Consider the following 25,574-nt stretch of genomic DNA (forward strand, 5'->3'; position numbering starts at 1 on the left):
CGAAATAAAATTTGTAATTCTTATTATTGAATTTATCTATAAGTCAAACTTATTAAAACATATTCTTTTTCTTAAATAAGAAAACACCACAAATAGATATTAATAATGAGATCAATAGTATAACAACAAAACCGTAACTGTTTTCTTGAAGATTGTTAGGAACGTTCATCCCATATAAACTTGCTACCAATGTAGGAATCATTAAAATAATCGAAATCGAGGTTAATCTCTTCATGATAACATTTAAGTTATTCGAGATCACCGATGCATAGGCATCCATCATTCCGGTTAAGATATTACTATAAATATTAGTAGTTTCTTCGGCTTGTCTCAACTCAATTTCTACATCTTCTAGCAAAACAGGATCGAAATCTTCTTTATGATTTTTCAGGTTTTTGATTCTATGAAACAACATATCGTTGCCTTTTAATGAAGTAATAAAGAACACCAAACATTTTTCTATTTGAAGCAATGCTTGCAATTCTTCATTTTTAATTGACTTTTCGAGGTTATCTTCTGCCAATCGAATACGCTGATTGATTTGCTTTAGGTATTTTAAGAACCAAATACTAGAAGACAAAAGCAATCTTAAAACCAAATCGAAATGGTTCTTTACATCTGATTTTTTGCGTTGAGTATATAAAACAAAATCAGATAAAATTTCGGCTTGATGAAAACTTAAGGATACAAAAACATCATCTTTAAACATTAAACCCAGTGGTGCTGTATTGAAAGGTAATTTTGCATCATTACTTTTAAAAGGAATTCGCAATATGATAAGAAACCAACCATTCTCGATTTCGATACGAGGTCGTTCGTCAATATCTTCAATATCGTTATAAAAAGCTTCTGGAATTTGTAACTCTTGGAGTAAAAATTTAGTTTCTTCCTGTGTTGGACAAACTACATTAATCCATTTGTTGTTTTCACGGTTTTCAGTTGGAAATAATCCGTTGTTGTTTTTGTAAAAGGTAATCATAATGCAAAACGTTATTTTAGGAATAGCGCATGCATAATGCAACAACTACTCCTGTTTATCTTTCTTCTTCCTCGAATAATAATCGTCCATGTGGATAATTTATTTTTTTTTGCAAAAGTATATCTTTTATGTAGAAAACTCAGAATTATTTTTTAGCCGTAAATCTCGGGTCTGATTCCATCACAGTACCACAATTAGTACAGGTTCTCAAATCCTTAGAATTGTAGAAATGCTCAAAGTGTGGCAAGAAATCTTTTTCGATGTTATGAAGTTCAAAAAACACTTCGTACAATTTATGATTGCAAGTATCACAATGCCAAAGCAATCCATCTTTATGTCCTTTTCCAACTCGTTTTCTTTCGATTACCAAGCCTATAGAACCTTCTGAGCGTACTGGACAATGTGGTATACGAGCAGGATGAAGATACATATCTCCTGCATGCAAATCCATTTCTTTGCGCTCTCCGTCTTCTTGAATAATAACTTTTATACTCCCCTCAAGTTGGTAAAACAACTCTTCGGTTTCATTATAGTGATAATCCTTTCGGGCATTTGGTCCCGCAACAACCATTACAATATAATCTTCAGATTCGATATATAAGTTTTTATTACCTACTGGTGGTTTAAGTAGGTGACGATTTTCATCAATCCATTTAGTAAGATTGAATGGTTTTGCTATAGCCATAATTTAGTAGTGCTGAGTTTTGAGGTGCTAAGTTAATAAAAAAATTCAGTGCCAGTATATAGTCTAAAATTGAAAACTGCGACTCAGTTAAGTTCTTTAATAAGATAAATATAAACTGGAAAGTGATCGCTGAAACCAACTTCTGTTGTCCCATGTCGCAGCGGATATCCTTTGTATTTACCTGAAGTTTGGACTAAAAACAATTTATTAAAAATTCCAGCTTTCCAAAATTGAAAGGAATTAAAATCTGATTTAATCAAAGATTGAGTAACCATGATTTGATCAAAAACATCCCATGAATCTCGATATGCAATAGTCCCCATTCCTTTCTTTGCCATATCCTCAAATGGATTATAAATTCCATACTCCATGACATCTTTTTTGTTAGCCTTGGCTCCAAGCCCAACTTTTATACTTTTGTTATAAGGCCCATCGTTAAAATCCCCCATTGTAATAACTTTAGCTTCAGGATTAATTCGCTGCAAGGAATCAATTATTCTACGATTCAAAGCTCCAGCCAACTCCCGATATGGACTCGATTTTTGTTCTCCGCCTGAGCGAGATGGCCAATGATTTACAATGATACTTATTTCCTCTCCATCTAAAAATCCCGATACTAATAATTGGTCTCGAGTGAATACACGCTCCTTTCTATTCATAACTGTATCAGTTCTCTTTTTTATTGGCTTTTTATAAATAACAAGCGGGATATTTGAATACGTAATTGGTTTGAAATATTTTTTCTGATACAGTAATGCAACATCTATACCTCGTTGGTCTGGTGAATCAAAATGAATGATTCCAAAATCTTGGTCTATTAATTTAGGCTGTTTTATTAAATCTTCAAGCACACTCCTATTTTCTATTTCGGCGCATCCTATAAGTGTTGGTACATTAGGATTTTCAGGGGTTCCAATTTCAAACAAAACTCTGGCTAGGTTCTCCAATTTTTTCAAATATTTCTGGGATGTCCAATGCCGTGATCCATTCGGTGTCCATTCGTCATCACGAATATTTGGGCTATTTATAGTATCAAAAAGATTTTCAACATTATAAAAAGCTACAGTATGAATAGCATACTTTTTTGTTTGTGCCTCAGATTGTATTCCCCATAAATTTAAAAAAACCAAAAAGGCAGCTACTCTCATTATTACTTTTATTTAAAAACAATTATTTTTAAGAAAAATCTTTCAAATATAAAACTAATTCATTTAAATAAGAAGTTCCAAAATACTTTACATAATCGTTATCTTTGTTTTTATATAATCCTATTCAGATTCTAAACATAGGATTCACATTGAAAACATTGACGTAAAATGAAACTTTTAACTACAACTTTACTCCTCTTTCTATTCAATTTTGCTTTTGCTCAGACCACCTTTAAAGTAGATGATTTCTCAAAAGCACATTATGGGAAAATATTCATAGCCGACACTTCTCACGTATTCTCAGAAGGTTGGGTTGCCATTTATGATACCAAAACTAAAAAACAAATCATAAAAGTTGAATCCAAACAATTAGAGTTGAGTTTACATAATGGGAAAGTTTTGGCAAACATTAAACAATTGCCTTATGATGAACAAAGTTTAATCATATATGAAGATTACAATTTTGACGGAATCAAGGATTTTGCCATCTCTGATGGACGGAACAGCTGCTACAATGGCCCCTCTTTTAATATATATCTAGCTACTAAAACAGGTTTTAAATTCAGTCCTGACTTTACAGCACTTGCTCAAGAATATTGCGGTATGTTCGAAGTGAATTATAAAACAAAGAAAATAAGCGTAATGACAAAAAACGGATGTTGCTGGCATCAATTTTCAGAATTTATAGTCGAAAACAACAAACCAAAAGTAATCAAGATAGTCGAAGATAATCAAATGGACTTTCCATATAGCAATTACTCTGAACAAAATTGGAACGGTAAGAAAATGGTATTAAAAACAAAAAGAATGATTAGTCTCGATGAAGAAAATGGCATCAGAACTGTGCTATCTTTTAAAGTCGATAAAAATCAAAAACAAGTTGTGCTTTTTAATCAAAATGACCGAGGACTTAATTACGTTTTAATTGACAAAAATGATGAAGTTGAGTTTTCATACCCTTTAAATATTGAATATCAAAACCCAAATTTTAATTTTGACAAAAAAAACAACACTCTTACATTTAAAAATGAAGACGTTGTTTACATCATATATGACAACCCAGATTCTATTGGAATTACAATAACAACTGGAGGGAAAACATACAATTGGACTGGAAACATTGCCAGCAAAAAAGGAAAATTAACCGATATAACTACAACACCACTAGAGAATGTTGTTGTAAACTAAAAATAGAAAATGAATATGAACCAATTCCGATACCTAAAGAAACATTTTGCTTTTTGTAAATTCACATTTCTTATTTTTGCTTTACAATCATTCACCTGTCAATCTCAACAAAACATGATAACACCTCCTTATTTACAAAAAGGCGATACTGTAGCCCTAGTAGCAACAGCAAGAAAAAATATTGATGACAATTTAAAACCTACAATCGACTTACTTAAAAGTTGGGGAATAGAAACTGTAATAGGAAGCACAATAGGATTAGATACTAATCAACTAGCAGGAACCGACGAACAACGCGCTATCGATTTTCAACATCAAATGGATAATCCAAACATTAAAGCGATTTGGTGTGTCCGTGGTGGTTACGGTACGGTTCGAATGATTGACTTACTTGACTTTACAAAATTCAAACAACATCCAAAATGGGTTATCGGTTTTAGCGACGTAACTGTGCTACACAATCATCTTAATACGATGGGATACAAATCAATTCATGGTATAATGCCCGTAAGTGTTCCACGTGCTACACCTGATGCAGTTGCTACTATGAAAATGGCTTTATTTGGCAATCCTATATCTTATTCCATTTCGCCAGACCCAATGAACCGATTTGGTAAAGCTACAGGCGAACTAGTTGGTGGTAATTTATCCATACTATATAGTTTATTAGGATCTAAATCGGCTATTGATTGCCGTGACAAAATACTTTTCATAGAGGATTTAGATGAATATCTATATCATATTGACCGTATGATGATGAACTTAAAACGCAATGGTTGTATCGAAAACCTAAAAGGAATTGTAATTGGTGCTATGACCAAGATGAAAGACAATGATATACCATGGGGGAAAAATGCCTTAGAAATCATTGATGATGTTACCAAGAAATACAATATCCCAGTAATTTTTAATTTCCCAGCAGGGCATATCCAAGACAATAGAGCTTTAGTAATGGGAAGTACAATTTCAATAGAAGTGAACCAATCTGGAAGTACAGTTGTTTTTGAAAAATAATTTAGCACTATCAAACAGGTTGCTCCTTTAGCAACAAGAATTATATACAATACTGATATTACAACAATTAGACCTAACAGCTTTTAAAAACCTGTTAGGTCTTCGTTTTAAAACAACTCTGGTTTCCCAGAATCTCCCCCAACATCGTGACTGCAACATCGTGACTGCAACTGAGCACTGTGACTGCAAACTGCACCTGAATTGACTGAATACTAATTTCATAATACTCAAAATGGCTGACCACAACGAACTAGGGAAAAAAGGAGAAGAACTTGCTGTAGAATACCTTCAACAAAACGGCTACAAAATTCTTGAAACCAATTGGACTTATCAAAAAGCTGAAATTGATATTATTGCCACCAAAGAGGATATCATAGCAATTGTAGAAGTAAAGACAAGATCAAATCTTGACTTTGGCTTACCACAAGATTTTGTAAATCAAAAAAAGATTCAATTGCTGATAAAAGCAGTAAATGCCTATATAAACTATAGGGAAATAGATTTTGAAGTGCGTTTTGATATCGTCGCCATCCATAAAAAAAAGGAATCATTTGTAATAGAACATCTTATAGATGCTTTTTATCACTTTTAACATAATTTTCTAATGTTATAATTTTAACAAATTGTTTTTTAATTTATATTTGTAAAAAAATATAACACACAATTAACTAAACCAACCACACTAAATTAGTACAAAAACCAGAAAATTATGAAAACTGTTTCCTCCATCGTAGAAAATTACATCAAAACGAAGCCTTTTTTATTAAATGCATTATCACTCGGCATTATTAATTTAACCTCATTATCTAGAAACATAATGACTGAATTAGAAAGCGAGTTTGGCAAAGAAGTAAAACAAGGAGCTGTAGTAATGTCGTTAAAACGACTAACGGAAGAATTAGACTTTAAGTTAAACCACAAAATCAATAAAGTAATCAAGAATATTGGCGAAATTACTGTTCGTTCAGAACTTACTGATTACACTTTTGCGGCATCTGAAACAGTCTTAAACAAACAAGCTGATTTAATTTCTGATATCAATACATTATCAGATATATTCTACACTTCATCACGTGGAGTAAATGAAACTAATATTGTTGTTAGTAGTAGTATAAATCAACTAGTTGAGAAACACTTTGCTCGTGAAAAATTAATTCAGAAATTAAGCAATTTGGCTTCAATTACTGTAAAATTACCAAAAGAAAATATCGTAGTTCCAGGTATATATTACTTTATCTTTCAGCGTTTAGCTTGGGAAGGAATCATAATAAATGAAGTTATCTCTACTTCAAATGAATTTACCATTTTAGTAAGTGAAGATCAAGTAGATATCGCATTTAAAGTAATCAAAGACTTAAAAAACTAAATTCCATAAATAAATTATATCCAATCCCTTTTTCAATTTAAAAATTGAGAAAGGGATTTTTTTATACTTCTACCAACATTTATATCATCATAAATCAATAAGAACCAACCCTTCTTTGATTATTTCAATCAAAAAAGAGGCAAAATTATACTGGTAGGGTTGTTTTTTAAAGAATTCAAATAGAATACATTCTTCTTAAGTAACTAATTTTAGTGTTAAAACAGCATAAATTTTCTCACTTACATCAATCCTTTTTATACTTTAAAATTTATTCTGGATACATCTCAATTTTAAAAAAACTAACCGTTTAAGAATAAAAACACAGAATAAGAGATTACTTGAAAATATTTCATTTCTCTCATTTTTACTTAATATTACAAAGACAAAGCCTACATAATATAAAGTTTTACTTGTTTTCATCAAGTAGCAACCTCTCTTTTACGAGTTAATAATTCAATAAAACAGTATTAATTATTAACCTTAAATCTCCTTCAATTTATCTGTTTTACTTTCTGATAAAATACTTTATCAAAAGAATTCTTAGCTCAAAGCTAAAAAACAAACTGGTAGGTACTGGTGTATTTTACATATGCAATCCTTTAAATTTGGATTCCATTATTCTTATAAAATTATATTCAAAAAAATCAATATCACTATTTTAAAAGGAAAACAAATACATAATGATAAAAATTTAATACCCTAAACAAATAATACCTCCAAAAAAAATAAAAAGCTTAACCAAAACCAGAAACCAAAAACTAACTCAAAATGAAACAATTAAAAAACTTACTTAGGAAGCCTTTTCTAATGCCGATCATTCTCCTTTTTTGGCTACCTAGTACGCTGCTTGCGCAGGAGACTCAGGCAAAAAAAACTATCTCTGGAAAAGTTACAGATGATAAGAACAACACTTTACCAGGTGTTAGTATATCTATACAAGGCACTAAATACAATGCTGCAACAGATTTTGACGGATCTTACACGCTAACGTATACTCCAAGTGGTACAAATCAAACTATTATTTTTTCATACGTAGGTTTTATAGAAAAAAAAGAAGCACTTGATAATCGCCATGAGATAAATGTATCAATGCAAGAAGAAACTAATAAACTTAATGAGGTAATCGTTATTGGATATGGTTCTCAAAAGAAAAGTAATGTTACTGGAGCAATCTCATCTATAAAGAAGGAAAGCCTTGAAACACGAGCTACAACAAATCCTGCTGAGGCACTACAAGGCTTAGTTGCTGGAGTAAATGTGCAAAAAAGTGGTGGTATTGCTGGAGCTGATGTAAAAGTAAAAATACGTGGAGTAAATACCTTTGGAGCAACTGAACCTCTTTACATTATTGATGGATTTCAAGGTTCAATATCAACAGTAAACCCAACAAATATAGAATCTATGGAGGTTCTTAAAGATGGTGCAGCTGCTGCAATTTACGGATCTGTTGCTGCCAATGGAGTAATTATTGTAACAACAAAAAGCGGTCAAAAAGAAGGAGTAAAAGTAGATTTCAGCTCATTTTTGGCTTATAAAAACACGGCAAAAACACTAGATTTATTAGATGCTGATGGTTATCGTACTGTACATAAAAGAATGTATGATGAATATAACAAATATGCTACTTCTCCTAAAACACTTCCTGCTTATATCACTGATCCATCAACAACTAATACCGACTGGCAAGATGAGGTGTTCCGTTCTGGACTTACTCAAAATTATGGTTTAGGTGTACAAGGAAGACAAGGCGATTTTAAATTTGCTTTATATGGTAACTATGTGAAAGAAAAAGGAATTGTTATCGACAATACTTTTGGTCAACAAACTGCTAGCGCAAGAGTTAGTTTCAAAAAATCAATTTTTGATGTAGATGGAAAAATGGCATTCATAGGAACGCAAAATGCATTACCTAATTTTCAATTAAGAGAAGTATATGCAATATCACCTTTAGTACCTGTTTATGATGCAAATGAACCTTATGGTTATGGCTTAACAAACAAAAATGGTTTGCCTACTAATACAAACCCTGTTGCTGAAGAACATTTCAAAAAAAGAACGGACAAAGGACAGGATTTAACAGCAAATATTGCGATAACTGCTAACATTAGCTCTTGGTTAAAATACAAAATAGCCTATTCTTATCGTGTAAAAAACAATCAAGACGCTGCTCATTTCCCTCCTTACATTGCAAACCCAAAAGAAGTTCACCTTTATCCATTGCAAACCGAAGTGAGAACACATTGGGATGAACAAATACTAGACAACATTATAACAATTGATAAAACTTTTGGGAAACATACTTTTGGTTTAATGCTTGGTAATACTATAAATGGTGTATCATCAAACTGGAATCAAGTTAGCGTAGAAGGAAAAACAACTGATTATTCTGTAGAGAATGGACAATTGGTTTCAATAGATCGTCCATCTGGGTTTTTAGATCCTAGTTTCGAAACTATAGGCGCTGGTAAAGGAGGAACATACTCAGCAGATGGTTCAAAATATCAATACAATCGCGTTTCTTTCTTTAGCCGATTGAACTATTCTTTCAATGACCGTTACTTACTTCAAATGACCATTAGAAAAGATGGCTCATCTAAATTTGGAGAAGACAGCCGTTGGGGAACTTTCCCTTCTATCGCATTAGGATGGAAAATAGAGCAAGAAGACTTCTTCCCGAAAGACTTTATCATATCAACTTTAAAATTACGTGCTAGCTGGGGACAACTAGGTAACGAAGCTGCCTTAGGATACTATTCTGCAAACACATTAATTAGAACAGGAAACTCTTTAGATTCTGGTTACGTACAAGGAAACGGTAGTAATCCATGGCCTGGAAGTATTGCAACTACATTAGAAAACAGAAACCTACAATGGGAAACAACTGATTCTAAAAATATTGGTATTGATTTTACTCTTAAAAATGGAAAAATTAGTGGTTCTATGAACTACTACCATAATGTAACAGACAATTTATTGATTACAAAAAAACTAGCTCCATCTGCTGGAATTGATGATCCGATTTTAAACGTAGGTAAAATTAGCAATAGTGGATTTGAACTTGAAGTTAATTACCGCGATCAGGTTAATGAATTTAAATACAATGTAGGTTTCAACATGTCTACCCTTAAAAACAAAGTAATTTCACTTGCAAACGAAGGACAGACAATTTATGGAGAAGGCTTAAAATATGGAGACGAACACTTCCCAACTCAAGCTCGCGTAGGAAATCCGATTAGTGGTTTCTATTTATACAAAACTGATGGTATTTTTCAATCTGCGCAGGAAGTAGCCAATCACAGCAAAAATGGTGTTTTATTACAACCAAATGCACAACCTGGAGATATTCGATTTAAAGATTTAAACGGAGATGGTGTTATAGATGAAAATGATAAAGCATACTCTGGAACTGGATTACCAAAATTTGAGGCTAATATTAGTTTAGGAGCAAGTTATAAAGGTTTCGATTTCTCTGCATTAATAGGAAGTGGCTGGGGTAACAAATTATACAACGGAAACAGATATTTCTATGAATCTATGAACGCTGGAACCAATATGTTGGCTTCAACGCTAAATTCATGGACACCAGAAAACCCTACTAACACTCCTCGTGCCGTTTTACAAGATCCAAATGGAAATAGCCGCGAATCAGATCGTTTTCTTGAAAGTGGCGATTTTATAAGAATGCGTCAGTTACAAATTGGGTATACAATCCCTAATAAAATGCTAGGTGGAGCGAAAATAGACAAACTGAGAATTTATGTGAGTGCAGAGAACTTATTCACTATCACAAACTACTCAGGTATAGATCCAGAATTCTCACGTACTTCTGTTCTGAATACAGGAATTGACCGTTTCGTGTATCCATTTACAAGAACGTTTGTAACAGGTGTTCAATACATATTTTAATTCTATTTCTAAAAGACACAATCATGAAGAAGATATTTTTTATATTATCCGTTATAGGCCTATGCACTACCACAAGTTGTAGTGACTATCTAGACCAACAATCTCCCGATGAACTTACTTCAAATAATTTCTGGAGAAACAAAGCCGATGCCGAATCTGGTTTGGCAGCAACTTATTCTCAACTCGAAGGAGCAGTTGATCAGTGGGCTTTTGCTGAAGTAAAATGGCCAGTAGAAGCGTATCGCGAAGATATTTGTGAGCTTGGAAGCGACGCCTTAAATTACCAAAGCTGGGTAGAACTTTCAACATTTACCTATACCAATGGAAATAGTCAATTTACTAGCTATTGGAGACTCAACTACAGAGGTATTAGTAATGCAAATCAAGTTATTGATAAGTTGCCACAAATTCCAGCTGCAACTATTACTGATGCTGACCGCAGACAAATTGAAGCCGAAGCTCGTTTTTTACGCGCCTATTATCACATGAAATTGCTTCTTAACTGGGAACAAATTTATATCAGAAACAAATATATAACCAAAGAAAGTGACCTAAACATTCCGTTGTCAACACGTGTAGAAACATGGAATTTCATTACAAGTGAACTTAAAGCTGTAGCCGAAATATTACCTCCTAAACAACCACAAGATAAAACAGGTCGTGCAACTAGTGGAGCAGCTAATAGCTACTTAGGATTTGCTTATTTGACAAGAGCATACGAAGAAACAGCTCAAAAACAAATATTCTTAAATGAATCGCTTGCTGCATTAAACAAAGTGCAAGGATATGATTTAGTAAAAGATTATGTTTCGATGTTTGATGGTACTATCAGAAATTCGAAAGAATCAATTTTTGAACTACAATTTTCAGAAACAACTGCTAATGGTGCTTTCTATCGTAATGCACTTCATTTTTGGATGGCAGCAGGTGAACTAGGCGGATGGGATGAAATTCTTCCGAGTACTATGCTTGTAGATGAATTTAAAAAAGAAGGAAAAATAGCTACTACAGGAAATTATGATACCCGTATGTATAGCATACTTTTCTTTAAAGACCCATATTTTAATGACGCAGCTAATCCAAGAGTATTAGGAACTACTTATGATGACAAATTTGGCGGTACTGACAAGCCAGTATTCCGCAAATTCATACCAAACACTCAAGAAAAAATGGATCAAGAATATACTGCAATCAATGTACCGCTTATGCGATACTCGAATGTACTATTAATGCAAGCTGAAGCTCTAAATGAATTAGGTCGTACTCCAGAAGCTATTCCATATATTAACAAAGTTCGTGATAGAGCAGATATGCCTGCAATGACTGGTACAACTGGTAATGAGGTAAAAGCTCAAATCGAACACGAAAGAATACTGGAATTCCCTCTTGAAAACTACCGTTTTTATGATTTACGTCGTTGGGGCAAAACAAAATCGGCTCTTGATGCTGTCGGTCGTACCGGTTTTGATGCTGCAAAAAACAATTTTTACCCAATTCCATTAACAGAATTACAAGCAAATTAATCTACTAAACATTTGCAATTTCTAAAAGAATAGCCCTATATTTCTTGGGCTATTCTTTTTATCTAATGATTTCGTATTTCTCTATTAATCCCTACTGAAATAAAGAAATACATATCAAAATAAAAACATTCAATAAAGACGAAACAACATGGGCAAAAGGCAAACACTTTTTATTCTTACATTCTTTTTTATATCACAATCCAATTGGGCTCAAAAAACTTTTCCGATTTTAGAATCTTCTAAAAACAGTTTAAATTATAAAGGAAATCCAACAGAGGCTACAGATAGAAACTCATTGGCTTTCTCCGATAAAGGAGCATGGTTCGCATTCGGATTTCTAGAACCAACTCAAGTTAAAGCAGGCTTTTCTGGTCCTTTTTTAATGACTGAAGAAAACGGAGTTTGGCTAAGTCCTTCATTAGTTTCATTGCAACTTAATGACGAAAACAAACACGAAGCCATCAACTGGAAAAATGCCTTAGTGAGCCAAAACAGCTACAATAGCCATTTAGAACAACAATTTCAAAACGAAAAATTAGACATAAAGCAGCAACTTGTTTTTTTATCAGGTCATTCGGCATTGCAAAAAACAAGTATTACCAATAAAACTGGAAAGACCATAACACTTTACCCCTCTTATGATTCCAATCTTTTTATAGATAACATACAGTTATCTAAAGAAAACAAAATATTAAAAATTGCTTCTAGAAAAAGTACTGCCATTGGATACATTCAATTCCTTAACGCAACACCCGAAATCGAAATTACCAAACAAGGATATAAAGCTCAAACAGACAAATTAGTATTAAAGCCAAACGAAACCAAAGAGCTTGTTGTTTCTCAAACCTTTATTTTCCCTCAATATTCATGGAAAAACGAAAATGAAACCATAGCAAAAACAACATTCAATACACTTCTTAAAAACACCCAAAAAGAAAAAGAAAACCAATTGGCACAATTAATTGCCAAAAAGAAAACAGTTTACAAAGACGCCATCTACTCTGATTTGGTCGCTAAACTAGTGCTTACACTGCAAAACAATACCCGAATTGCAGCTGAAGGATTAAAACACGGAGGGCTTTTTCCGAGTTACAACTACAAATGGTTTCACGGATTTTGGGCATGGGACAGCTGGAAACATGCAGTTGCGGTTGCAAATTATGATTCAGAATTGGCCAAAAACCAAATGCGCGCCCTATTTGATTATCAAGAACCAAACGGATTTATTCCAGATTGTATATACAGAAACAACCTAATCGAAGAAAACAATTACCGAAATACCAAATCTCCACTTGCTGCATGGGCAATCTGGAAAATTTATGAAAAGACAAAAGATGCCAACTTCATAAAGGAATTTTATCCTAAACTAAAGCTATACCACAACTGGTGGTACAAAGAGCGTGACCATGATCAAGATGGTTTATGCGAATTTGGATCAACAGATGGTACCTTAGTCGCTGCCAAATGGGAAAGCGGAATGGACAATGCAGTGCGTTTTGACGATAGCAAAATTCTGAAAAATGGAGATAAAGCCTATTCATTAGACCAAGAAAGCGTTGATTTAAATTCGTTTTTATATGCCGAAAAGAACTTTTTAAATAAGATGGCAGAGGTATTGAAACTAACTGAAGAAGCTAAAAAATGGCAAGAAGAAAGTGTAACACTAAAAGCTAAAATTCAAACCCAATTCTGGGATGCAACCACAGGTTGGTATTACGATACATCAATCGATGGAAAAACGTTAATAAAAGCAATGGGATGCGAAGGCTATTTACCGATTTGGGCAGAGGTGGCTACTACCGAGCAAACCAAATTAATAAAAGAAAACATGCTTAACCCAGCTACACTTAACACTTTTGTTCCTTTACCAACATTAGCAGCAAATCACCCAAAATTCAAACCAAATAACGGTTATTGGAGAGGGCCAATCTGGCTTGATCAAAGTTATTTTGGTATAAATGGATTGGAGAAATATGGCTATACAAACGAAGCAAATCAATTGGCTCACAAACTAATTCATAATGCCGAAGGAGTTATAGATAAAGGCACATCTATTCGAGAAAATTACCAACCACTTACAGGAAAAGGGCTAGAAGCTTTTAATTTTAGTTGGTCAGCCTCACATTATTTAATGCTTCTTTTAGAAGACAAATAGTTAAACTAATTACCTAAATTCGATTAACCATCAATAAAACCAAGTATGTTCAAGCAAAATATATCTTTAGTTAAAATTTTATTTACCCTATTATTTATTGCAAATTGTAATTCAAATCCTGTTTTCTCTCAAAGTAAAAAGACTACTCCTTCAGAGAAAAAAGACCCACAACGTTTCTTTTCAAAACCCGATTTAATGCAAATTGGTGTTTATTACTATCCTGAACAATGGCCGAGAGAACAATGGGAACGTGATTTAAAAAACATAAAAAAACTAGGGTTTGAGTTTACTCATTTTGCTGAATTTGCTTGGACTTATATGGAACCTGAAGAAGGAAAATATGATTTTAAATGGCTAGATGATGCTCTAGCTATCGCGGAAAAAGAAGGTTTAAAAGTAATTCTTTGTACTCCAACTCCAACTCCCCCAGCATGGATGGGAGATAAATATCCTGAAATTTATTTAGTAGATGCAAACGGACGCCGCAGAGAGCATGGTAATAGAGCAAATGTGTCTATAACAAATGAAAAATACCGCGAATTTACAGATCAGATAATAGCCGAATTAGGAAAAAGATACGGTAAGAATAAAAACATTATGGGTTGGCAAATCGATAACGAACCTTTGGGTAGTGCCGATTTTAGTCCTTCTGCTCGTAAAGCATTTCAAATTTGGCTTAAAGCCAAATACGGAACAATCGAAAAACTAAATACAGAATGGGTAGGAAACTTTTGGAGTACTCGTTATAACAACTTCGAACAAATAGTTATCCCTAATGCAGAAATTTATTTTGAGGATAAATTAAGCCCACACGCGATCTTAGATTTTAAAAGATTTACCTCAGATGCACAAGGTGAATATTTAAACAGACAAGCCAAAATACTTCGAAAATACGTTGATTCAAAACAATGGATAACAACCAACTTTACTAATGTAATTTACGATGCCGATCCAAGAAGTGCTAACAAAATGGATTTTATTACCTACACGATGTATCCTGTGAGTGGAAGAAATCCATTAGGAGGAGATAGTTTTAGAATAGGACATCCAAACAAAATTTCGGAAGCCAACGATTATTACAGATCTATAAGCGGTGTTACTGGTGTTATGGAATTACAACCAGGACAAGTAAATTGGGCTAGCATAAATCCACAATTACTTCCCGGAACAGTTCATATGTGGATATCACAAGCTTTTGGTGGCGGTTGCTCATTTACTTGCACCTATAGATACAGACACCCACTAGGAAGTAGCGAAATGTACCACGATGGAATCGTAGGAACTGATGGCGTAACTCTTACTACTGGCGGAAAAGAATTTGTACAATCTATCCAAGATATGAAATTACTTCGTGCAGCATACAATCCAAAAGCAGTAATCCCACAGGACATTGCCAAAAGAAAAACAGGCTTTTTATGGAGTCACGAAAATCTTTGGGATTTAGAAAACCAAAAACAAACTGAATTCTGGAGTACATGGAAACACAGATCTATCTATACAACTGCTATAAAATCAACTGGAGCACCAATGGATTTTATTACCGAAGAAGATGATTTCTCTGCTTATCCGTTTATTGTTGCACCCGCTTACCAACTTATAGATCAAAAATTAGTTGACAAATGGACTAAATATGTAGAAAACGGAGGAAACTTAATTCTTTCTTGCCGTACCGGTCAAAAGGATAGAAACGGGCATTTTTTCGAAGCCAATTGGAGCGCACCAATTGTACCGCTAATTGGAGCCGATGTTGAGTTTTTTGACATGCTTGTTGCCGATGTCAACGGAACAATAAGTTCTGGTAACACTACTTATAAATGGAACACATGGGCAGATGTACTGAACCCAAAACAAGGAACTGAAGTTCTAGCAACATATACAGACCAGTTTTACAAAGGTAAAGCGGCAGCCATTACAAGAAAACTAGGCAAAGGAACCGTTACTTATATTGGAGCAGAAAGCAAAGATGGAAATCTGGAAAGACAAGTTGTACGAACTATTTACGAACGTGCAAAAGTTGCTATCGAAGATTTACCAAAGGGTGTATTTGTAGAATGGAGAGATGGTTTTTATGTAGGTGTAAACTATACAAACGAACCTATAAACTTACCAATACCACAAGGAAGTAAAATCCTTGTTGGACAAAATCCTTTGCAACCAGCCCAAGCTATTATTTGGAAATAGAAGAAATATGCTTTTAATTTATAACCTCATTTAGCTCCAAAAATCTTAACCGATAAAAATAATTTAATACCAAATACCAATGATTTTTTCAGAAGCAGACATTCAGCAATTAGCGATAGAACATTATGGGTTATCCGCTACCGTAAAAGCACTAGACGGCTATGATGAATTGAATTTCATACTAACCGATGAAAAAAATCAGAAGTATATCTTAAAGCTTTCTGATGAAAATCAGCCCCATCCCTTCTTGGAAGCACAGGTAAAAATCATTCAGCACTTAAGAAAAAGTCCATTAGCCGATAATTTTCAGCAATTTTCTATAAATAAAAAAGGGGAAGCATTAACTCAAATTGCTAAAGACAATAAAACATATTATATACGGATTCTAAGTTTTCTCGAAGGTTCTTTCTGGTATGAACAACCAAAAAAATCAAATACTGCTCTTTACAATTTAGGAGCATTTATGGGGAATATGGACAAAGCATTACAGGATTTTTCACATCCAGCAATGCATCGCCATTATACTTGGGACATTAGCAGAGCTAGTGACGCCAATGAGAAACTGAAGTATATTACAAATCACGAACGCAGACGAATTGCAGGTTATTTTCTTTTGCAGTTTGATACCGAAGTGCTTCCGCAAATACACCAGCTTCGACACGCATACATTCATAATGATGCCAACGACTGTAATGTAATGGCACGAGAAGAAAAAACAACTGGATTAATTGATTTTGGCGATATGGTTTATTCTGCCTTAATCAATAACCTTGCGATAGCTTGTACGTATGCAATCCTAGAATATGATGATCCATTAACAGCTGCATCATTTATTGTAAAAGGATATCACGAAGCCTATCCTCTTAAAACAGAGGAACTTGATTTGTTATATTACTTAATTGCAGGAAGACTTTGCATAAGCGTAACACAATCAGCATACAATGCATCTTTAAACAGCGATAACATACATCATTTTATTACCGAAAAACCGGCTTGGGAGTTATTATACAAACTCATCAAGATTAATCCCATAAAAGCACAAGATACTTTTAGAAAAGTATGCGGATTTGATGGTGTAATAAACGATTCGGATTATTCGGATTTATTAGAACTTCGTCAAAAAAACGTAGGTCGAAATCTAAGTATTGGCTACAACGACAAATTAAAAATTGTAAAAGGAGCATTACAATATTTATATGACGACAAAGGAAGAACTTTTGTCGATTGTGTAAACAATCCCTCTCATGTTGGGCATTGCCATCCTGTAGTGGTAAAGAAAATGCAAAAACAAATTGCGACTTTAAACACCAATACAAGGTACCTTAACAATACAATATTAGAATACGCCGAAAAACTTACTGCTACATTACCTCCCTCATTAAGCGTGTGCTATTTTGTAAACTCAGGTAGTGAGGCCAACGATTTAGCCATCCGAATGAGTCGCCATTACACCAAACAAAAAGATATTGTAGTACTAGACCATGCGTATCACGGAACCTCAACCGTAGCAATGGAAATGAGTCCTTATAAATTTGATAGTAAAGGAGGTTTTGGTAAAATGCCTTGGATTCATAAAGCAATTAACCCCGACTTATATCGTGGCCCATATAAATATGGTGATGCTAATGCAGGCGAAAAATATGCCGCTGATGTACAACGAATTATTGAAGATTTAAAAAAAGAAAACAAATCGCCAGCAGTATTTATCTGTGAAACCCTATTGGGTGTTGGAGGTCAAATTCCGCTACCTGATAATTATTTAAAAACTGTTTATGATTACGTAAGAGCCTCAGGAGGTGTATGCATTGCCGATGAGGTACAAGTAGGTTTTGGAAGAGTTGGGGATAAGTTCTGGGGATTCGAACTGCAAGATGTGGTTCCAGATATTGTTGTACTCGGAAAACCTATTGGTAACGGACACCCGCTTGCAGCAGTAATTGTAACAAATGAAATAGCCGATGCTTTTAATAACGGCATGGAATACTTCAATACTTTTGGAGGGAATCCGGTATCTATGTCAGCTGGATTAGCCGTTCTAGAAGTAATTCAAGATGAAGAAATGCAACAGCACGCTTTGGAAGTAGGCAATCACCTAATGGATTTACTAAAAGGATTAATGAATAAGTTTCCAATTATCAGCGATGTTCGTGGTCATGGATTATTTATTGGTGCCGAAATGGTAAAAGACAGGACCACTATGGAACCAGCAATTCCAGAAATTGATATTGTAGTCGAAAAGATGAAAGAGAAAGGGTATTTACTAAGCACAGATGGGCCTTTACACAATGTTTTAAAGATAAAACCACCAATGCCATTCAATAAGCAAAATGCGGATGAAATGGCTCGATACCTTGAAGAAATTTTAAATGAGATTGGTCTTTAGAATAAATTAATTGTCAATTAGTTAATTACTCCACTGGGAATTTTTTATCTCAATAAATTAAAAAGGCGTATGAAATTTTCATACGCCTTTTTTTTATTCTCTCTGATATAACTATTATCAAGATTCGATATCCATTTCACCTTAAAATTATCCTTTAAGCACCTTACTTTTCTCTTCATCAAATTCTTCTTGCGAAAGAATTCCTGCATCAAGCAGTTCTTTTAAATCCAATAACGCTTTCTTTTTAGCAGCCATCGGATCTTGTTCTGTACCATTTGTTGGTTGACTTTGTTGCTGCTGAGGTGCAACAGTTGTTCCTGCGGGACTTGCCTTTAAAATGAATTCCGTTATTTCATTAAAGCCTTTAATATTACTGTAATCAATAGCTTTTTGTTCTTTTACATTCACAATGCTTAAATCTGCATTTTGGTCTAAAAGATATTTTACAACATCTTTCTTTCCACTTGCCGCAGCATAATGCATAGGTGTATTACCACTTTCATCTTGAATATTAATGTTTGCATCTCTTTCGATCAGCAATTTCACCATACTTAAATTACCTTTTTTAGCAGCTACATGCAACAAACTTTCACCACCATAACTATAAGAAGCATTAAGTGTAAATGTTGCTTCAATTGAAATGTTGTTAGCGGCTTCTATCCAATCTAAATAACTGTTCATAGAAGTAGTATCTTCGCTAAGTGGCTTACTAAAATTGACATCTACTCCATTATCTAAGAATAGTTCAACCATTTCTTTCTGATTCTTAGCACAAACATACCAAACAGGCAGAAGTCCATTATTTGAAGTTGTTAATACATCAGCACCTTTATCAATCAGCAGTTTCACAATTGCCCTGTTTGCTTCATAACAAGCAATTAGTAAAGCACTTTCTCCAGCATGATTAGCATGGTTGATATCAACACTATTATCTAAAAGCAAAGTCACTATAGGCAAGGCTTTAGAACGAACAGCAAGGATAAGTGTGTTATCACCTATTTTATTGGTCGTATTAATTTCTGCACCATTGTTCAATAACAATTCAACAATTTCTTTGTTTCTCAAACTAGCTGCGATTAATAGTGCTGTTTCAGCATTATTATCAGGCATATCAACATCAAAACCTTGTTCAAGTAATTGTTTAACAATTTCAGTTTGTCCGGTTTGCGCAGCAAGGTGCAATAAACTTTTGCCTTGTTTATCTTTGATAGTTACATCAGCCCCTTTATCAAGAAGATAAGTTGCTGTTTGCTTTTGTTTCTGAAGACAGGCAAAAAACAAGGATGTTTCGCCATTATGATCTTCGTAATTAATAGCTGCACCTTCATCAATAAGGATTTTTACTATATCAAGATAACCGCGATGTGCAGCATAATGTAATGCTGTTCGTCCTCTTTCATCAGTATATTTTACATCTACTTCTTTATTGGCTAGCAATAACTCTGCAATTTTCCTATTACCATTTTCACAGGCAATTATAAATGACATTGACATTTTTATAGTTTTTTAAATTATAGTTTTTTTGATTTTTATACTTTTTGCTGCATCAATAGTTCAACCGTTTTTATTTTAAGGTTGTCTGTTTGTGCTAGCGCTGAAGGAGTTTCATCTTTATCATTTACAACACTTGCATCAGCACCTGCACCCAATAATAATTTCACTTTCTGGTAGATACCCTTCGCCGCTTCTGCATCATAATTTACATTAAATGCGCATACTTTATGCAATACTGTGTTACCTGTATCGTCTTTTCTGTCAATATCTATATTCCCATTTTCTAATACAGCTTTCAGTACTGCTGCAGGTTTTTCTGCAAGCCAATCTACACCAGATTTTGGAGCGCTATAATAAAGACCTGTTTGATAAATATCGGCACCATCATTTAGCATTTCTAATAAAAATGCAATTTGATTTTCTGATGCTCCAACCCCTTTTATAAAAGCTGGAAGAATACGTTCACCATCATTATTTTCTAAATCAAAATCTGGAGAAGCATATTGTTTTAATATTTTGTATAATTCAAAATCCTGCTGCCAATTAACCGCTAAATAAAATGCTGTATTCCCTTTATTATCCTGTTCATTAGCATCAGCTCCGTTTTGTAATAGAAATTCCAAGCATTCTTTTTTTCTATCTTTTACTGCCGCCATCAATGGCGTTTCGCCAACGATGTCTTTTTCATTTACATCTAAACCTTCTGCAATCAACAATTCTAAATAAGCCAATGCCTGTTGAGTGTTCTGCATTCTTTTATTCACCACTTCATAAATAAAGTTCCGCTCTGCATTATTTTTGTAGCGAACATCACAACCTTCTTCAATCAAACATTTAATAATGGCAGGGTCTGCACCTTGCTCTAAACAATATCCTAGCAGGGTTTGATCTTTTACCTCATCGTTTTTATTATCAATTTTCTGCATGAACTCTTTCAGGAAAGAAATTGATTCATCATCCCCTTTCAATTCTGTAGCAATAGTTTTAAAGAATGATTTATCAAAGCTGTCATATTCATAAACATCAGTTTCTATTATGCCGTTTTTAACTAAAGAATCAACTAAATCAAATGCCTTTGATCGTAGAATACTACTGAATATTTGCCCTTTATTATTTTCAAAATAGTGCCCCGAAAGTTTCTCTCCCTCATTTAATAATAATCTTGCTTCATCGATTTTCCCATAAAGGATTGCTTCAGCTAATTTGTTTTGTTCTGACATAATTTAAATGTTTTGTTCTATAATAAAGTTTTAAATCCCAAATTAAAAAATAAAAAAAATTCTTACGTAAAAATAGAGATTGATTTGATTTACGTGACTCTATTTGTTGTTAAAATTCTTATAAAACTCTCCAAAAACATCATTATAGACACCGCTATAGATACCAACAAGTATTTGAAGCTAAAAATAATTAGAAATCAATACTGTTTTAGGATTTGCATTTAAATCAATAAAAACAGAAAACCCATTTATCTCTAAAGACAAATGGGTTTTTATTCTATTTAAAAACAATTTTACTCCTCAAACAACTCCATCAGCTCTAATGCCTTTTTAATTGATTTTACGTTGTCAAAAGTCAACAACAGACGCAAACCATTAACGGTTTGTTTTTCTTTCATTTTACAAAGTGTACTGTGTTTTTGTATAAACAGTAAAACCTTTCTAAATTTAGAAGATTGGTAATAATCCGATTGTTGATCGGATACAAAATACCCTATCATTTTACCTTGCTTCATTATCAGCCTTTCGATTCCAACATTAGTAGCAATCCATTTTATACGGATACTATTGAGTAACGAAACGGCTTGTCTAGGCAATGGCCCGAAACGGTCGATTAATTTTCTTTCGAATTCTTTTAATCCAGCTTCGTCTTTTATAGCACCAAGTTCATTATACAAAACCAATCGTTCTGAAACGTTGTTGATGTACTCGTCTGGAAATAACAATTCAAAATCGGTATCAATTTGCAGATCTTTTACATATTCCTTAGTATCGATATTATTTTCTTCAGGATATAAATCCTTGAATTCATTTTCTTTTAATTCTTCAATAGCTTCATTCATGATTTTTTGATAGGTATCAAAACCAATCTCATTGATAAAACCACTTTGCTCTCCTCCTAATAAATCTCCAGCTCCACGAATTTCGAGATCTTTCATAGCGATATTGAAACCACTTCCTAACTCGCTAAATTGTTCCAAAGCCTGAATTCGTTTACGAGCATCCTCTGTCATTGATGAATAGGGCGGACAAATAAAATAACAGAATGCTTTCTTATTGCTTCGTCCTACTCGTCCACGCATTTGATGCAAATCGGACAATCCAAAATTGTTAGCGTTATTGATAAAGATAGTATTGGCATTTGGTACATCCAAACCACTTTCGATAATTGTTGTAGCAACCAAAACATCGAAATCACCGTTCATAAACGCCAGCATCAATTCTTCAAGTTTAGCCCCTTCCATTTGTCCATGTCCAATTCCTACTCTAGCATTTGGAACCAAACGCTGAATCATTCCAGCAACTTCTTTTATATTTTCAATTCGGTTGTTAATAAAGAAAACCTGTCCGTTACGCTGAATCTCATACGAAATCGCATCACGAATCAATTCTTCACTAAATCCAACTACATTAGTTTCTATAGGATAACGATTAGGTGGAGGTGTTGTAATTACAGATAAATCTCGTGCAGCCATTAAAGAGAACTGTAAGGTTCTAGGAATTGGTGTTGCAGTCAATGTCAACGTATCAACATTGGCAGCAATAGTTTTAAGTTTATCTTTTACGTTAACCCCAAACTTTTGCTCCTCATCAACAATTAGCAATCCTAAATCTTTAAAAACTACATTTTTATTTACCAATTGGTGTGTCCCAATTACAATATCAAGTTTACCTTCTGCTAAATCTTTTAGCGTTTGTGCCTTTTGTTTTGCCGTTCTAAAACGGTTTAAATACCCAACAGAAACAGGCATTTCTTTTAACCGTTCCGAAAAAGTACGATAATGTTGGTAGGCAAGAATTGTTGTTGGTACCAAAACAGCGACTTGCTTGCTATTATCTACTGCTTTAAAAGCAGCACGAATTGCAACCTCTGTTTTCCCAAATCCAACATCACCACAAACCAAACGATCCATTGGTCGGTCGCTTTCCATATCGGCTTTTACTTCCTGTGTAGACTTAGTCTGATCTGGTGTGTCTTCGTATATAAACGAACTTTCTAATTCGTTTTGTAAATAACTGTCTGGAGCAAACTGAAATCCTTTTTCCAATCTTCTTTTTGCATACAACTGAATAAGATTGAATGCAATATGTTTGACACGTGCTTTGGTTTTTTGTTTTAAAATCTTCCAAGCATTAGAGCCTAACTTATAAATCTTAGGAGGTGTTCCGTCTTTACCGTTGTATTTTGAAATCTTGTGAAGCGAGTGAATACTCACATACACTATATCATTATCAGCATAAACCAATTTGATGGCTTCTTGCGTTTTCCCTTCTACCTGAATTTTTTGTAAACCACCAAACCTTCCAATTCCGTGATCAATATGCGTTACATAATCCCCAACCGATAAAGTGGTAAGTTCCTTAAGCGTGATATTCTGCTTTTTAGAATAACCGTTTTTAATATTAAATTTATGATAACGCTCAAAAATCTGGTGATCCGTATAACACGTAATCTGATTCTCATCATCGATAAAACCTTGATATAATGGTAAAACTACGGTATGGTATTGCTTACGAATATTCTCAGAATTGGCTTCGTCTAATGTTTCAAAAATATCATGAAATCGTTTTGCCTGCGCATCATTTGAACAAAACAAGTAATTCTTATATCCATTAAAATGATTATCACTTAGATTATTCAGCAATAAATCAAACTGTTTATTGAATGATGGTTGTGGCTGAATATGGAAATCGTATTGTTTTATTGTTTTAAAAATTGGCTTACTGGCTAATTCAACAATCGAAAAATCCAATGCCTTTTTTATAAATGAGCTCTGATTTAAGAACAACTGATCTGGCGTAGCATGTTTTATATCTTTTGATAATTTCTCATACGCTTCTTCTGCTCTAGCAAATTGCTTATCCAACTGACTTAAAAAACCATCAGTATTCTGGATAAAAAGTACTGTTTTTTCAGAAATATAATCTAGAAAGCTCTCTCTATTTTCCTGAAAAATTTTATTCTCGACATTTGGGATTATCGTGATTTTTTTATGTGTCTCAACAGATAATTGTGTTCCAACATCAAAACTTCGAATACTGTCAACTTCATTTCCGAAAAACTCAATTCGATACGGGTTATCATTCGAAAAAGAAAAGACATCGACGATTCCACCACGAACAGAAAACTCTCCTGGTTCTGTGATAAAATCAACTCTTTTGAATTCGTATTCAAACAAAACTTCATTGATAAAATCAATTGAGATTTTATCGCCCACAGCCACTTTCAAAGTGTTTTTATCTAATTCTTTTCTAGTAACTACTTTTTCAAATAATGCTTCGGGATAAGAAACAATTATAGCAGGTTTTTTTCGTGAATTAATTCGGTTTAATACTTCCGCACGAAGCAAAACATTTGCATTATCTGTTTCTTCAATCTGATATGGCCTACGGTATGATCCTGGATAAAACAATACATCTTGCTCACCAACCATTTGTTCTAAATCATTCAAATAATAGGCTGCTTCTTCCTTATTATCCAAAATAATAAGAAAAGGCAACTCCGATTTCTTAAACAAAGAACGAATTACAAATGAAACCGACGAGCCTAACAAACCGTTAAGATGCAGTTTTACTTCATTATTTTCTAATAACTGATTAGCAATTTGCTGTGTTTTAGGCAAATTATCATACGTAGTATATAAAGCACTTTTACTCAACTCTTGGAATATTTGGGTCTATAGGGGTATTAGGAATTGCTCTTGCAGTATCCTTTATCATTTTCATTAATTCTGATTCTCCTTCTTCCAATGGAATTTTATTCTTCTCAACTATTTTATCCATTTGTCTTTCTAGAGAAACCAGTTCCTTATTGATATCACCAATCAATAAAAGAACCTTTTCATCAGGAATTTTATCTAAATGAATATATAAATCCATCATTTTTATCTTAGTAATCAAGATAGAAATTCTGCTTTTTATTTGTGGCTGATTAAATTGCTCTGGAATATTATTATTTAATGCCACCGCTTTTTGGGCAATAGCACTTGATTTTTTCTGGAAAGCACCGATTGTTTTTTTAGGTTTTCCTTTTAGCTCCTCAAGAAATTGGCGCCATTCGTTCCAGCTCTTTATACTTTCTTCAGAAACGGTATTGATTGGAGTATCATAAAAAACCCAGCCTTTATTAATATTATTAAAAATCAATTCTTTCTTTTTAGCTTCCTTTTTATTTTCGGCAAGTCGCTTTTCATCTTGATTTTGACAAGAATTTAAAAGAAAAACAAAAAGGAGAAAAAGAGATATTCTATATTTCATCGGTTCAAACATTAGGCTACAAAGTTACAAAGTAAATTTACAATTATGAATTCCCCTTTAAGAAGAAGTTATGAA

General features: G+C 33.6%; 16 protein-coding genes. 9 read left to right on the forward strand and 7 right to left on the reverse strand.

Features of this window, described 5'->3' with window-relative positions:
- Window positions 1-52: 52 nt before the first annotated feature.
- From LNQ49_RS11645 to LNQ49_RS11655, 3 genes are all read right to left on the reverse strand, one after another.
- Complete coding sequence (locus LNQ49_RS11645; protein ID WP_229989007.1) at window positions 53-979, reverse strand: magnesium transporter CorA family protein; 927 nt, start codon at window positions 977-979, stop codon at window positions 53-55.
- A 145-nt stretch (window positions 980-1,124) separates the two neighbouring features.
- Complete coding sequence (locus LNQ49_RS11650; protein ID WP_229989009.1) at window positions 1,125-1,664, reverse strand: 3-hydroxyanthranilate 3,4-dioxygenase; 540 nt, start codon at window positions 1,662-1,664, stop codon at window positions 1,125-1,127.
- An 83-nt stretch (window positions 1,665-1,747) separates the two neighbouring features.
- Window positions 1,748-2,812, reverse strand: coding sequence for an endonuclease/exonuclease/phosphatase family protein (locus tag LNQ49_RS11655; RefSeq protein ID WP_229989010.1), 1,065 nt, complete (start codon window positions 2,810-2,812; stop codon window positions 1,748-1,750).
- A gap of 168 nt (window positions 2,813-2,980) precedes the next feature.
- Here LNQ49_RS11655 and LNQ49_RS11660 point away from each other — a divergent pair, with 168 nt between their 5' ends.
- The 9 genes from LNQ49_RS11660 (at window position 2,981) to LNQ49_RS11700 (ending at window position 18,528) form a co-directional block, all read left to right on the forward strand.
- Window positions 2,981-4,000: an XAC2610-related protein gene (locus LNQ49_RS11660; protein ID WP_229989011.1), complete on the forward strand. Its 1,020-nt coding sequence runs from the start codon at window positions 2,981-2,983 to the stop codon at window positions 3,998-4,000.
- A 114-nt stretch (window positions 4,001-4,114) separates the two neighbouring features.
- Window positions 4,115-5,014 carry a S66 peptidase family protein gene (locus LNQ49_RS11665; RefSeq protein ID WP_229989012.1) on the forward strand — a complete coding sequence of 300 codons (900 nt, stop codon included), beginning with the start codon at window positions 4,115-4,117 and terminating at the stop codon, window positions 5,012-5,014.
- 232 nt (window positions 5,015-5,246) lie between these two features.
- Window positions 5,247-5,606, forward strand: coding sequence for a YraN family protein (locus LNQ49_RS11670; RefSeq protein ID WP_229989013.1), 360 nt, complete (start codon window positions 5,247-5,249; stop codon window positions 5,604-5,606).
- 117 nt (window positions 5,607-5,723) lie between these two features.
- Window positions 5,724-6,380, forward strand: a complete 657-nt coding sequence (locus LNQ49_RS11675; RefSeq protein WP_035618292.1) for an aspartate kinase — start codon at window positions 5,724-5,726, stop codon at window positions 6,378-6,380.
- A gap of 768 nt (window positions 6,381-7,148) precedes the next feature.
- Window positions 7,149-10,286, forward strand: coding sequence for a SusC/RagA family TonB-linked outer membrane protein (locus tag LNQ49_RS11680; protein WP_229989014.1), 3,138 nt, complete (start codon window positions 7,149-7,151; stop codon window positions 10,284-10,286).
- 23 nt (window positions 10,287-10,309) lie between these two features.
- Window positions 10,310-11,809 carry a RagB/SusD family nutrient uptake outer membrane protein gene (locus tag LNQ49_RS11685; protein ID WP_229989015.1) on the forward strand — a complete coding sequence of 500 codons (1,500 nt, stop codon included), beginning with the start codon at window positions 10,310-10,312 and terminating at the stop codon, window positions 11,807-11,809.
- A gap of 148 nt (window positions 11,810-11,957) precedes the next feature.
- Window positions 11,958-13,964: an MGH1-like glycoside hydrolase domain-containing protein gene (locus LNQ49_RS11690; protein ID WP_229989017.1), complete on the forward strand. Its 2,007-nt coding sequence runs from the start codon at window positions 11,958-11,960 to the stop codon at window positions 13,962-13,964.
- 45 nt (window positions 13,965-14,009) lie between these two features.
- Window positions 14,010-16,145: a beta-galactosidase gene (locus LNQ49_RS11695; protein WP_229989019.1), complete on the forward strand. Its 2,136-nt coding sequence runs from the start codon at window positions 14,010-14,012 to the stop codon at window positions 16,143-16,145.
- 79 nt (window positions 16,146-16,224) lie between these two features.
- Entirely contained in the window at window positions 16,225-18,528 is a 2,304-nt protein-coding gene (locus LNQ49_RS11700) for an aminotransferase class III-fold pyridoxal phosphate-dependent enzyme (RefSeq protein WP_229989021.1), read from the forward strand.
- 147 nt (window positions 18,529-18,675) lie between these two features.
- Here LNQ49_RS11700 and LNQ49_RS11705 read toward each other — a convergent pair whose 3' ends face one another.
- The 4 genes from LNQ49_RS11705 to LNQ49_RS11720 form a co-directional block, all read right to left on the reverse strand.
- Window positions 18,676-20,022, reverse strand: a complete 1,347-nt coding sequence (locus LNQ49_RS11705) for an ankyrin repeat domain-containing protein (protein WP_229989023.1) — start codon at window positions 20,020-20,022, stop codon at window positions 18,676-18,678.
- 35 nt (window positions 20,023-20,057) lie between these two features.
- On the reverse strand, window positions 20,058-21,242 hold the full coding sequence (locus tag LNQ49_RS11710; protein ID WP_229989024.1) for an ankyrin repeat domain-containing protein: 1,185 nt from the start codon (window positions 21,240-21,242) through the stop codon (window positions 20,058-20,060).
- Window positions 21,243-21,535: 293 nt separating this feature from the next.
- Window positions 21,536-24,901 (reverse strand): transcription-repair coupling factor, encoded by a 3,366-nt coding sequence (mfd, locus tag LNQ49_RS11715; protein WP_229989025.1) that lies wholly within the window; start codon window positions 24,899-24,901, stop codon window positions 21,536-21,538.
- Window positions 24,894-25,499, reverse strand: a complete 606-nt coding sequence (locus tag LNQ49_RS11720) for a hypothetical protein (RefSeq protein WP_229989026.1) — start codon at window positions 25,497-25,499, stop codon at window positions 24,894-24,896. Before LNQ49_RS11720 ends, mfd begins: the two co-directional genes overlap by 8 nt.
- Window positions 25,500-25,574: the final 75 nt, after the last annotated feature.

The sequence above is a fragment of the Flavobacterium pisciphilum genome (assembly GCF_020905345.1).
GTDB lineage: Bacteria > Bacteroidota > Bacteroidia > Flavobacteriales > Flavobacteriaceae > Flavobacterium > Flavobacterium pisciphilum.

Excerpts from the sequence above, each read along its gene's own strand:
- LNQ49_RS11645 (WP_229989007.1), bottom strand. The coding sequence starts at position 979 with ATGATTACCTTTTACAAAAACAACAACGGATTATTTCCAACTGAAAAC.
- LNQ49_RS11650 (WP_229989009.1), bottom strand. The coding sequence starts at position 1,664 with ATGGCTATAGCAAAACCATTCAATCTTACTAAATGGATTGATGAAAAT.
- LNQ49_RS11660 (WP_229989011.1), top strand. The coding sequence starts at position 2,981 with ATGAAACTTTTAACTACAACTTTACTCCTCTTTCTATTCAATTTTGCT.
- LNQ49_RS11665 (WP_229989012.1), top strand. The coding sequence starts at position 4,115 with ATGATAACACCTCCTTATTTACAAAAAGGCGATACTGTAGCCCTAGTA.
- LNQ49_RS11680 (WP_229989014.1), top strand. The coding sequence starts at position 7,149 with ATGAAACAATTAAAAAACTTACTTAGGAAGCCTTTTCTAATGCCGATC.
- LNQ49_RS11695 (WP_229989019.1), top strand. The coding sequence starts at position 14,010 with ATGTTCAAGCAAAATATATCTTTAGTTAAAATTTTATTTACCCTATTA.
- LNQ49_RS11710 (WP_229989024.1), bottom strand. The coding sequence starts at position 21,242 with ATGTCAGAACAAAACAAATTAGCTGAAGCAATCCTTTATGGGAAAATC.
- LNQ49_RS11690 (WP_229989017.1), top strand. The coding sequence starts at position 11,958 with ATGGGCAAAAGGCAAACACTTTTTATTCTTACATTCTTTTTTATATCA.
- LNQ49_RS11675 (WP_035618292.1), top strand. The coding sequence starts at position 5,724 with ATGAAAACTGTTTCCTCCATCGTAGAAAATTACATCAAAACGAAGCCT.
- LNQ49_RS11685 (WP_229989015.1), top strand. The coding sequence starts at position 10,310 with ATGAAGAAGATATTTTTTATATTATCCGTTATAGGCCTATGCACTACC.
- LNQ49_RS11720 (WP_229989026.1), bottom strand. The coding sequence starts at position 25,499 with ATGAAATATAGAATATCTCTTTTTCTCCTTTTTGTTTTTCTTTTAAAT.
- LNQ49_RS11670 (WP_229989013.1), top strand. The coding sequence starts at position 5,247 with ATGGCTGACCACAACGAACTAGGGAAAAAAGGAGAAGAACTTGCTGTA.
- LNQ49_RS11655 (WP_229989010.1), bottom strand. The coding sequence starts at position 2,812 with ATGAGAGTAGCTGCCTTTTTGGTTTTTTTAAATTTATGGGGAATACAA.
- LNQ49_RS11705 (WP_229989023.1), bottom strand. The coding sequence starts at position 20,022 with ATGTCAATGTCATTTATAATTGCCTGTGAAAATGGTAATAGGAAAATT.
- LNQ49_RS11700 (WP_229989021.1), top strand. The coding sequence starts at position 16,225 with ATGATTTTTTCAGAAGCAGACATTCAGCAATTAGCGATAGAACATTAT.